Here is an 11,467-nt window from a genome sequence, read left to right as displayed (position 1 = left end):
GAGAGGTTACTCAGAAGCGGTCCTCAATTTATGGACATGACTTAAGCGACTGATCTGTTCTGACAGTACCTAGAATAACCGGAACGGATTATGACTAGAAACGCAGAAACCACTCTCCTGAATTTAATTGCAACAATAAATGACATACAAACGTAGAGGTAGCGCACAAAATCGAAAAAGGGGATATCGCGATTACGTAATCATTGATCTAGCCGATAGTGAGATAGTGATAAGAGGTCGATAATTCGTTGTCGGATCTAAATTAGAACTGTAAATCTAATTTCTAAGTAGTTGTTATCTCAGGAAGAGTTTTTGTGCTATGCGCCCCTATATTAAATACATTATCCCTATTTTAATTCCTTTCATTATCCTCGTCATGCCGCTATCAGCGTTTCCATTTGAAGGCCTTACGATTATTCAACAACGCGTTATTGCGATCTTTTTGTTAGCGGCATTGTGCTGGGTGTTCGAGCCCATCCCGATCTACGCGACGTCTGTTGTTATTATCGTTCTGCAATTATTGATGTTGTCGGATAAAGGGCTGATCTTTTTAAGGTTTGAGCATGGGGAGGAACATTTTGGTGAGCTGTTAAAATACAGCGATATCATGGCGACATTCGCTAGCCCAATCATCATGCTGTTTTTGGGTGGTTTCTTCTTAGCAATGGCCGCCACTAAATATCGATTAGACGTAAACTTAGCTCGCGTGTTGTTGAAGCCATTTGGACAAGACCCAAAGTTTGTGATGCTCGGCTTAATGTTGATCACTGGTATCTTTTCGATGTTTATGTCTAACACGGCAACAACGGCAATGATGCTCTCTATTTTAACGCCGGTACTGGCTGTGTTTGGTCCGAAAGACCCCGGTCGTGTAGCGTTTGCGCTTTGTATCCCGGTTGCCGCTAACATCGGTGGCATTGGTACCCCGATCGGTACCCCTCCGAACGCTATCGCACTTAAATATTTAGTTGGCGATAACCTAATTACGTTCGGCGAATGGATGGCATTTGGTGTGCCGTTTGTCATTATTATGATGGCGTTAGCGTGGTTTTTAATAGGCTTTATGTACAAAGCTGACCAAAAGAAAATCGAACTAAGTATTAAAGGTAAATTCCTTAAAACACCCAAAGCTATTGCGGTGTACGTCACTTTTGCGCTGACCATCATTCTTTGGTTAATGGGTTCAAGCCATGGCATGAACTCTTACACCGTCGCTCTGATTCCTGTCGCTGTGTTCTCACTCACAGGGATCATCAATAAAGAAGACCTGAAGAAAATTTCTTGGGACGTATTGTGGCTTGTATCAGGTGGTATTGCGCTTGGTTTAGCGCTCGATAAAACTGGCTTAGCAAAGCTCGTGGTACACAGTATTCCGTTTGATAGCTACTCACCCTATGTGGTGTTGTTCGGAGCGGCGTTCTTGTGTTTGGTAATGGCAAACTTTATGTCTCATACCGCAACGGCTAACTTGTTAATGCCAATTATGGCGGCATTAGGTTCGTCTATGGCTTCACTCACGCCACTAGGCGGTGAGCTAACGTTAATTTTGGTTGTGACTTTTGCCGCTTCATTAGGTATGTCGCTGCCAATCAGTACGCCACCGAATGCGTTGGCTCATGCCACTGGTCATGTGCAAAGTAATCAAATGGCCAGAATCGGTATTATTTTGGGTGTGGTTGGTGTGCTACTGAGTTTTGTTATGGTGTGGGTGCTACATTCAATTGGTCACATAGGATAACGATACGTGTATCAACAAAAGCTAGAAGCACTTATCGAGCGCTATTTTAACCAAACAGAACGTCGGGTGACGTGCTGTGCCGGTAACACCATTATTGAACAATCAGCGTTAAACACTCGTTTATATTATGTGTTTAGTGGAGAACTGGAAGGGTTTTATACCGATGCGAATACACCGCAAGTGCGAGTATTTAGCGCGGGTAGTGGGGCTTTTATAGGCGTTCATAGCTTCTTTTCAGGTAATTGGACAGCATCTTCAACGGTTGTTGCTAAAACCGATGTTGAGTTAGCGTGGATCGATAAAGACACGCCTGCAGAAGATGAACGTAAATTTGGTCCTCTTACCGCACAGTTCACACCTGTAATTGTCAATGAGTTGTCGCGTCGTCAACGCCGCGCAACACAAGAAGCGATAGCGAAACAAAAAGCGCTAGAGAAGTTACATACTGCTGAGCAAATGACGACCTTGGGTCAATTGGCTGCAGGGATTGCTCATGAGCTTAACAACGCTATTGGTGTCGTAAATAGTAAATCTGGTCGACTTGAAACGGTCATCATGGATCTGCTTGAAGAAGTGCATCCAGAAGCCAGTCAATTTTTCGATTTTGGGTTAATGCATGGTCAGAAAACGTCGTCGTCAGAAGCACGAACACGTGGGCGACAATTTGAAAGAAAATATGGTTTAGACAAAAACATTGCTCGCTCTCTTGCAAAGGCGATTCCAATTGATGCTTTATCTGCAACAGACGTTATTTCAAAACATTGGCTGAAAAACCCAGAAGAAGCGATTCGTTTTTGGCAGATGGGCTGTGATTTACATGATTTACGTTTGGCATCTAGACACACTGTGGGCATCGTAAAATCGGTTAAACAACTTGGCAGAGTTGATATTGACACCGAAGAAGCGGTTGATATTAATGACTCCATTAACCATGCCTTATCGTTGTTACAAAGTGAGTTGCGTAGAGTATCTGTGCGATTGAGCCCTGCAGATTTGCCGACTTTTAAAGGCTCGAAAACAGAGCTCGTTCAGATTTGGGTCAACATTGTAAAGAATGCTTGTGATGCAATGTCGAATTCAGACGATGCCGCAATAGAGATTCAAACCAGATTAAGTAAGAAAAGAATATTAGTTACGATTACGAATAACGGCCCTGAGATAGACGAGGGGACTCGTAGAAAGATATTTCAGCCCAACTTCACCACTAAAAAAGGTGGTTTATCGTTTGGATTGGGCTTGGGTTTATCAGTAGTTAAGCGGATTGTGGCAGGTTATGGCGGAAGTATTATTGTGAAAAGTGATGCTTCTAAAACGGTATTTAGAATCAAGTTACCAATAGAGGGTGAACATGGAGAAGCTTAATTTAATCTGTGTCGATGACCAGAGAGAAGTACTGAGCGCAGTGATACAAGATTTAGAGCCGCTGGCGAGTTGGCTGAATATTGAAGATTGTGAATCAGCGCAAGAAGTGCTTGATCTCATTGATGAACTTGACGCAGAAGGCGAACACATTACCGTCATCGTGTCTGATCATGTGATGCCAGGGAAAACGGGTGTGGAGTTACTCACTGAAGTGTTCCATGACAGCCGCTTTCCGAATACAAAGAAAATTCTTCTTACGGGGCAGGCCACTCATACCGATACCATCAATGCGATTAATGCAGCAGGCATCGACCGTTACTTTGAAAAGCCTTGGCAAGCAAGCACATTGGTTGAGTGCATTCGTACTCTTGTCACTGAGTACATATTTGATCAAGGGCTTGATTACACGGACTATCAGAATGAGCTCGACCAGCAGGTTGTGTTGAGACGCTTGCGTTAGCCTCTTATGTTAGCGACTTACATTATTCATTAGTGTAAGTCGCTTGAAATTCTATGCACCGAAGGACGCTTTCTGAAGGGTTTTTCTTTGAAAGATGTAATCTTTCGCTGCTTATTTTACCTACCTCTTTTAGTCGTTCAGGTTTTGGTACTCAGTTATTAACACACTGGTTGCTGGCTTAAGTCTAAAACTCATACGCTACGCCAACGCCAACGCCAACGCCAACGCCAACGGATGCATTGTGTTTTCTTCAGGAACGATTCCCTGAACATACAGCAGAGCTAAAATGTGTCGCAGAGTTCCCGTGTCGTTTGTTAGAAAAGTAAGTCGAAATTATTCAAAAGTGATTCCTAACGCGTGGGACGTGGAGTTCTAAGCCAAATCGGTACTTACAACGTAAAGGACTAGGCTTTTGACGGCTTACTGCGTAATAATGCATTCGCCCACAAGTGGGGGTTTATAGTCAGTAGGATTTTAAAATGAGTGAGATTGCTCGCTTTATATCTGGTGAAGCGCCGGATAAATTTGGTCGAAATATAGAACAGTTATTGGCTTACAATCATTTTTGGTTGGAGCATGACCATAAGTACATTCAAGTGTTCTTCCCAATAGATGAGGGGACTAAGTTTAATCAACATGCCCCGTTGGTTACTCAAGAAGATAAGGTGCTTTTTGCTAATTCAGAAGCGCTCCGCACAGCTCATCTACAAGTGCTTGACCTGATGCTTGAGTTTTGGGGTATGCAGCGAAACGGGAGTGAAATATCTTCATCGTTACCACTTAGCCCGGCTAATCACGTATGGTTAAAGAATCATGACCATAACCAGCTAAGGTTAACGCGAGCCATTCGCAGTTTATACTTGTTAGGCAATGAAGAAGTAGCGACTAGCTTATGTGAGTTTCTAGTATCAGCGGCGAGCGAGACAGGCACGGTGTCGGAGAAAACCGTTCAGTATTGGCGTAATGCCTTGGAATGTTAGGGCTTTTCTGTGCAGAGCTTTCGGCACTGCACATAATTGATACTCAATGCGCGGCATTCTTGTACGATGCCGCTTTCTCTATATTCAACGTTTGAATGCAATTTGTGGAATATATCAAAATTAATTAGATTGATGGTAAGTTATTACTTTTCATTATGTTAGGGTTCTTTCCTTAAGGTAAGCTACTTAGGGAAGAGACTCATGAAAAGGGACTTGTGATAGCGATATCAATCGGCTTTGTTGTCTTCTCCCTTGTTGGTCGTGCTCTTCAGTGGTTCGGGTCTAGTAATTCCGAGTTGTTTCCTAAACTTCCTGATATTCCCCAATTTGTTCCTTCTACCGATTTCGACGGTGAGTGGCTAGGCCGTCGCATTAACACCACTGGCAATAATATGTGTGAACGCACAACTATTACCGGAACCATTCGTGAGGGCAAGGCAACCCTAAGGCTTACCTACAATGGAACACCGTTAGAGGACTGGGTGACGGAAAGCGGCGACTTACGTTTATATTCTAAACATCGCCAATGGGATTATCGTTTTTCCGCAAATGGCAGTAGCAGTAGATTTGACGGCCGATGACACTTAACCAATGGCCCGTGCCAAGGGAGTTGGTTTATAGAAAAGGTCGATGGCAAGTAGGGTTGTTACTACAAGACGCCGTTTAAAATTAACCAGCACAAGGTTCTTTTAGGAGAGATAAGTGATCAGATTAATCGCCGTGTTCATTGTGGCTTTCGGGCTAGGCGCATATGCGAGCTTACATGTTTTGGCCGACTATGTTGTGAGCATTAAAGACAGCCATAAAGCTGCGGTGCGGCAAGGTTTTGAAACCTATAAACATGCCAATACAAAAGACCTTGCCCCATTAATTAAAACATCGAACTTGTTAGCTCGTTATAGTGCTTGTGAATTAGAGGGAGATGAAGGCGATGCGATTGCATTAACCCTGTCTATTAACGCTATTTCCTTTGGGATGTTATCGAAGCAAGCGTCTGACCTCGATCAAGACACCTTTAGGACTGGTTTGATGATGTACGGAAAACTCAAAGATAACGAGAAAGCGTCAGCTCAGTTAACTGAAATACTTACTTCGTACTGTAAAGATAGTCTTCGCTATCTATACGACTGTGAAAAGCTTTCTAATTTGTTAGGCGAAGAATGGGATACACAATGGGAGGAAGTGAAACCAGAATGTACCTAAAAATGATTCAATATATGTGGCACTTTTCTATGCCGCATTCAGATGTGATTTGAAAACAAAGGACACAATATGGAAGTAAGGTTGGTCAAAGGTTCCGATCCTAAGTTCGCTGAATCGATCACTAAAACGAATATGGCGAGTTACTATCAAGCTCGTGGAATCGCTTGGGGTCATAGTCAGTTTTTACGTAGCTGGGATGAACTGGATAACTATGAAATTTATGTAGGGGATAGCCGTATTGGTGTTATCCGCTTCAGTTACACCAGTGATACAACGTTTCTTCGGGACTTGCAGATATTAGCTGAATATCAAGGTAGAGGCTTTGGCTCTAAGTGTCTCGATTTAGCTATTGAACATGCGAACAATCAAGCATCGACTCAGTTAGTGTTGCGCGTGTTCAGTGAGAATCCCGCTATTAAGCTTTATCAATCAAAAGGTTTTACTAAGTTGTCTGAAGTGAAAGGGCTCGTTGAAATGGAGTTGCTTTTAGGATCATCATTGAGAGGGTGTCATGGATAACCGTATCCAATTAAATTTTATTAAATACTTATTTTCAGAGTTACTGTTTATTGTTATTGCATTAGGTCTTGTCTATTGGATATCAGACGGTGATCGTTCATCGCTACTAACCATAGGGCTAATAATTTGTGTTCCCCCGCTAATAAGAATTCTAATGTTGTGGTGGAAGCTTCGCGATAGCTCATTTGAAATCACGAACGGTCACGTACGTTTAAATGGAGTTGCTTGTGATGTGACTTTACAGCGCAGCTTTCTTCCGTTTGAAATTGGCTCATTCATCAAACTTTCATACACGAAAGGTGCAATGCAGAAACACAATATTTACCTTTCTAAAGGCGCAATGAATAAAGATGAATGGCAGCGTGTATTAGCGTGTCGAACTAGGTCGCCATAAAGAAGCGACATCGCTGTTACTTGAGCTTTTAGTTTCCACGACGAATAGCGATGCGATTAAAGAGTACCAACGAGCGATCTCTTTATATGCTCAAGACCTAGATAAAACCTGGTAAGCAGCGCGTAAAGCTCATTAACTCGCATAACAAAAAGCCTAAGCATCAATATGATACTTAGGCTTAAAGGCATAGTTTTTGTTCTTTAGGAAAGCGTTACGCTGAAAGCTCTTTACGAACGATCTCTGCGCCAGCACTTAGCGCATTAAGCTTCGCTGAGGCTATCTCGCGAGGTAGGGGAGCCATGCCGCAGTTGGTGCAAGGGTAGAGCTTGTCGGCATCAACGTACTTAAGTGTTTCACGTAGAGTGCTAGCCACTTCTTCCGGTGTTTCAATCGAATCGGTTGCAACATCAATCGCACCGACCATTACTTTCTTGCCTCGTACGAGCTCAAGCAGCTCAAGAGGTACATGAGAGTTGTGACACTCTAAAGAGATAATGTCGATATTCGATTGCTGCAGCTTAGGGAAGACTTCTTCGTATTGGCGCCACTCGGTGCCTAATGTCTTTTTCCAATCCGTATTCGCTTTAATGCCGTAGCCATAACAAATATGGACTGCTGTTTCGCACTTAAGCCCTTCAATGGCTCTTTCCAAACAAGCGATGCCCCAATTGTTCACTTCATCAAAAAACACGTTAAACGCAGGTTCATCGAACTGAATAATATCCACGCCTGCCGCTTCAAGTTCTTTGGCTTCTTCGTTGAGGATCTTTGCAAATTCCCACGCCAGTTTTTCACGGCTTTGGTAATGCGCATCGTAAAGTGTATCAATCATGGTCATAGGCCCCGGCAGAGCCCATTTGATCGGTTGGTCGGTTTGCTGACGTAAGAACTTCGCATCTTCAACAAACACAGATTTCTGACGAGAAACTGGGCCTACAACCGTCGGTACACTCGCATCGTAACGGTCGCGGATTTTAACGGTTTCACGCTTTTCAAAATCAACGCCATTCAGGTGTTCAATGAAGGTCGTTACAAAGTGTTGACGTGTTTGTTCGCCGTCACTCACAATATCAATGCCTGCTTGCTGTTGCTCGTGCAGAGAGACACGCAGCGCATCTTGTTTGCCGTCTGTGAGTTCATCGCCTTGAAGTTTCCATGGCGACCAAAGCGTCTCTGGTTGTGCAAGCCAAGACGGTTTCGGCAAGCTGCCCGCTGTTGAAGTCGGTAATAGTGTTTTCATAATAATACTGCCTATCCTTGGGTGGTTTGAGAGCGCAATAGACGATTAAAGTGCGTAATTTGCCGACCAGTTCTCTAGAACTGATTGGTATGGCTTAATGAACTTCTCTTCTGCGAATTTACCTTGTTCAACAGCTAGCTGGCTTCGTTCTTCACGGTCGTACACGATTTGAGTCAGCGAGTGATCCAAGTTTTTCAAGTTTGGTTGGTAACAGTTACCCGCAACCGCGTTCGCGTTGTAAATCTCAGGTCGGTAGATTTTCTGGAACGTACCCATGGTACTGATGGTGCTGATAAGCTCTAGGTTAGAGTAATCGTTCAGCAGATCACCAAAGAAATAGAAGGCCAAAGGTGCAACACTGTTAGGCGGCATGAAATAACGAACCTGTAAGCCCATCTTTTTGAAATATTGTTCAGTTAAAGAAGACTCATTCGGCTGGTATTCAAAACCCAATACTGGGTGTTGGTTTTCAGTGCGGTAATAGGTTTTATTATCTGACACGCTTAAGCAAATAACAGGTGGCTTATTAAAGTTCTTTTTGTAAGCGTCAGAGTTAACGAAATATTTAAAAAGCTTGCCGTGTAAATCACCAAAATCTTCTGGAATGCTGAATTTATCTTGGCCTTTATTATGATCCAATAGACGTACGCTAAAGTCATAATCTCGAACATAAGAAGAGAAGTTATTTCCGATAATGCCTTCAATACGCTCGTTAGTTTTACGGTCTACAATATTGGTTTTCAGCACTTCAATTGAAGGGAATGCTTCGCCGTTGCTTTCAATATCCATATCAACAGAAATGATTTCAAGCTCAACAGAGTAGCGGTCGCCCTTAGGGTTATCCCAGTGCGCTAACGCGTTGAAACTGTTATCGATCATTTGTAGTGCATTGCGTAAGTTCGCTTGACGGCTGTCACCGCGAGCCAGGTTAGCAAAGTTGGTAGTGATACGCGTGCTGTCTGCAGGCTGGTAGTTTTCGTCGAGGCTAATGCTCTTAATCGTAAAATTAAATTCTTTATTCATGCTGATTTGGTATCCCAATTTTTTTTCTGATTCTCTCGGTCTTTAGTATTAAAACGGCTTTTATTTTTTGCTTGTGACCGGATTAAGAATCGAAGGCTATGCTGTCTGAAATTAATGCTTAGTAGAATTAATGTCGTATAAAGTTAATCGCTTAAGGTTTTTATACGTGGATAGGTTGACCATTAACAATGGTATTACTTCACATTCAACATGAGGAATATTCATGATCTATTCTGTTTGAATATTTTAGTCGGTGTCAGTTATATTAATTAGCTTGATGGAAATATAACCGCATTAATAGTGTGTTATTTAAGACGATTAATTTAATTAAGAGATGGATGAAATGAGTGAATTGCTGTTGTTGATTTTCTACTGTGCGTTACTGGGCAGTGGTGTTGGGTTTCTAGCCGGTTTGTTAGGTATTGGCGGAGGGCTGATCATTGTTCCGGTGCTAAGCAGCATTTTACTTCACTTAGAGATTCTACCTGCGGATCAAGTGGTTGTTGCGGCCATCGCTACTTCGTTGGCATCGATACTGTTCACCTCAACTTCTTCAGCACTTGCTCACCACAAGAATGGAAACGTGCCTTGGGATCTGGCGCCTTGGATCATGCTCGGTGTTGCTCTGGGTGCATTGGTTAGTGGCTTTATGGCGGCTCTGTTGCCGGAAAAAGTCGTTCGTATTGTGTTTGCTGTAAGTGTGGTTCTTATTGCGATCAAGATGTTCTTAAGCAGTAAAAATGATGCACCTAAGGAACGAAAACTGCCAAACAAGGGCGTGTTAACTGTGCTGACAACCATTACGGGTGGCTTGTCTGCCATGATAGGCATTGGTGGTGGTGCATTGCTGGTTCCGCTATTAACGTTCTTCTCTGTCGATATGAAAAAGGCTATTGGCTGCGCGTCGGCTTGTGGCATTGTGATCGCGTTGTTTGGCTCGATAGGTTACATCAGTTCAGGCAGCAGCCACTTTGCTCTATCAGACGGTTTTGCCGGCTTTGTTTATCTGCCTGCGCTGCTCGGTATCGTGTGCACGTCTTGGTTTACGGCTCCGTTAGGCGCAAAAGCCACCAACCATTTACCGGTTCCAACGATTAAGAAAATCTTCTCAGTACTGCTGGTGGTTATCGCAGCAAGCATGGTTGCTCGTTAATAAAAGATCGTTCAAGTGTGAATATACAGAACAAAAACGAATAAATTGATCAACCACCAATAATTAGAAAAGGGCAGTTTCATAACTGCTCTTTTTTTGTTTATCGGTCTATGCTTATACAACTATGTACATGAGTATATTGATAAAACCGTTTAGTTATGAACAGTTCACCGCTATAGCTAAATGTATTTTGTTTGATTCAACGGAATGCTATCAATGAGTGATTTATGGATCCTTTAACGCAGGGCGTGTTAGGCGTTTCTTTGTCACAATCTGCCAGCAAAAAACAACATTTGGTTGTTGCTGGGGTATTAGGGCTGCTCTCCGGGTTAGCACCAGATTTGGATGCACTGATTAAGTCTCAAAGTGACCCTTTGTTGGCTTTGGAATTTCATCGACAATTTACCCATTCACTCTTCTTTATTCCCATTGGCAGTTTGATCTGCGCTTTGGTTCTGCATCACCTGATTGCAAAAAAACGTGGGCTTTCTTTCAAACAAAGTTGGCTGTTTTGTGCTCTGGGTTATGGCACTCATGCACTGTTAGACGCTTGTACCACTTATGGCACGCAGTTACTTTGGCCTTTCACCAACGCGCGTTTTGCTTGGAATACCATATCAATCATCGACCCTGTTTATACGCTTCCCATTCTAGTGTTGCTTGTGTTTGCGACGTTAAAACGAGCGCCTTGGCTAGCGCGTGTTGCGTTTACTTGGGCGCTAATTTATCCAACATTAGGGATGATTCAGCGAGACAGGGCAGAGGCGATTGGGTGGCAATTAGCGCAAGAAAGGCAACACACACCGATTCGATTAGAGGCAAAACCAAGCTTTGCGAATATCTTGGTTTGGAAAGTGGTGTACGAAACAGAGGCTCATTACCATGTAGACGCAGTGCGGGTTGGCACATCGGTAAGCACGTATCCCGGAGAGTCGATTGCGAAGCTGAATGTTAGCAGGGATTTACCTTGGCTTGACCCGGACTCTCAACAAGCCAAAGACATAGAACGTTTCCGCTGGTTTTCAAATGGTTATATCGCTCAGGACCCAACAGACGAGCTGCGTATTATCGATGTCCGATATTCAATTGTACCAAATCAAATGAAAGCACTATGGAGCATCAAGCTATCAAAAGCAGTTGATGCAAACGCGCATGTAAAATACGAAACTCATAGAGACAACACGCCAGAGTCGAGACAGATCTTCTTCGGTATGCTCACTGGCGATAAATGAGCTAGTTTTAAACTGATCTGCACCGTCAATACTGGATGCTACGTTAAGCGACTTTCCATACGTTTAGTTATCTCTGAATTGTTAATTTAGGGGAAGCTATAGCTCATTTATGCCCCATTGTGTGTTCACTTCGATGAGTGAACTACATCGGCAATCTATTTTT

The 11,467-nt window shown here is 43.1% G+C and carries 12 protein-coding genes; 10 read left to right on the top strand and 2 right to left on the bottom strand.

Features of this window, described 5'->3' with window-relative positions; translation table 11 throughout:
* Positions 1 to 319: 319 nt before the first annotated feature.
* From A6D97_RS07650 to A6D97_RS07620, 8 genes are all read left to right on the top strand, one after another.
* Complete coding sequence (locus A6D97_RS07650) at positions 320 to 1,738, top strand: SLC13 family permease (RefSeq protein ID WP_065584131.1); 1,419 nt, start codon at positions 320 to 322, stop codon at positions 1,736 to 1,738.
* A 6-nt stretch (positions 1,739 to 1,744) separates the two neighbouring features.
* The gene (locus tag A6D97_RS07645) at positions 1,745 to 3,100 is read left to right on the top strand and encodes an ATP-binding protein (protein ID WP_065584130.1); all 1,356 of its coding nucleotides are present in this window, start codon (positions 1,745 to 1,747) and stop codon (positions 3,098 to 3,100) included.
* A complete protein-coding gene (locus A6D97_RS07640) occupies positions 3,087 to 3,560 on the top strand; it encodes a response regulator (RefSeq protein WP_017070648.1) in 474 nt (157 codons plus the stop codon). The genes A6D97_RS07645 and A6D97_RS07640 overlap by 14 nt, the downstream gene beginning before the upstream one ends.
* 479 nt (positions 3,561 to 4,039) lie before the next feature.
* Entirely contained in the window at positions 4,040 to 4,540 is a 501-nt protein-coding gene (locus tag A6D97_RS07635) for an opioid growth factor receptor-related protein (RefSeq protein ID WP_065584129.1), read from the top strand.
* Positions 4,541 to 4,755: 215 nt separating this feature from the next.
* Positions 4,756 to 5,121, top strand: a complete 366-nt coding sequence (locus tag A6D97_RS22175; protein WP_083190217.1) for a hypothetical protein — start codon at positions 4,756 to 4,758, stop codon at positions 5,119 to 5,121.
* Positions 5,122 to 5,242: 121 nt separating this feature from the next.
* The gene (locus A6D97_RS07630; protein WP_065584128.1) at positions 5,243 to 5,743 is read left to right on the top strand and encodes a hypothetical protein; all 501 of its coding nucleotides are present in this window, start codon (positions 5,243 to 5,245) and stop codon (positions 5,741 to 5,743) included.
* Positions 5,744 to 5,812: 69 nt separating this feature from the next.
* The gene (locus tag A6D97_RS07625) at positions 5,813 to 6,262 is read left to right on the top strand and encodes a GNAT family N-acetyltransferase (RefSeq protein ID WP_065584127.1); all 450 of its coding nucleotides are present in this window, start codon (positions 5,813 to 5,815) and stop codon (positions 6,260 to 6,262) included.
* Positions 6,255 to 6,656 carry a hypothetical protein gene (locus A6D97_RS07620; RefSeq protein ID WP_065584126.1) on the top strand — a complete coding sequence of 134 codons (402 nt, stop codon included), beginning with the start codon at positions 6,255 to 6,257 and terminating at the stop codon, positions 6,654 to 6,656. The genes A6D97_RS07625 and A6D97_RS07620 overlap by 8 nt, the downstream gene beginning before the upstream one ends.
* A 211-nt stretch (positions 6,657 to 6,867) precedes the next feature.
* Here the strand turns inward: A6D97_RS07620 and A6D97_RS07615 are convergent, their stop codons facing one another.
* Entirely contained in the window at positions 6,868 to 7,896 is a 1,029-nt protein-coding gene (locus A6D97_RS07615) for a methionine synthase (protein WP_017062410.1), read from the bottom strand.
* 45 nt (positions 7,897 to 7,941) lie between these two features.
* On the bottom strand, positions 7,942 to 8,919 hold the full coding sequence (locus A6D97_RS07610; RefSeq protein WP_029405689.1) for a DUF1852 domain-containing protein: 978 nt from the start codon (positions 8,917 to 8,919) through the stop codon (positions 7,942 to 7,944).
* Between the two features lie 343 nt (positions 8,920 to 9,262).
* Here A6D97_RS07610 and A6D97_RS07605 point away from each other — a divergent pair, with 343 nt between their 5' ends.
* Positions 9,263 to 10,072: a sulfite exporter TauE/SafE family protein gene (locus A6D97_RS07605; protein ID WP_065584125.1), complete on the top strand. Its 810-nt coding sequence runs from the start codon at positions 9,263 to 9,265 to the stop codon at positions 10,070 to 10,072.
* 227 nt (positions 10,073 to 10,299) lie between these two features.
* The gene (locus tag A6D97_RS07600) at positions 10,300 to 11,304 is read left to right on the top strand and encodes a metal-dependent hydrolase (RefSeq protein ID WP_065584124.1); all 1,005 of its coding nucleotides are present in this window, start codon (positions 10,300 to 10,302) and stop codon (positions 11,302 to 11,304) included.
* Positions 11,305 to 11,467: the final 163 nt, after the last annotated feature.

The sequence above is a fragment of the Vibrio sp. ZF57 genome (genome assembly GCF_001691235.1).
Taxonomy (GTDB): Bacteria; Pseudomonadota; Gammaproteobacteria; order Enterobacterales; family Vibrionaceae; genus Vibrio; species Vibrio crassostreae_C.
Note: the sequence above shows the minus strand (reverse complement) of the source record. Positions and strands in the feature narration are given on the sequence as shown.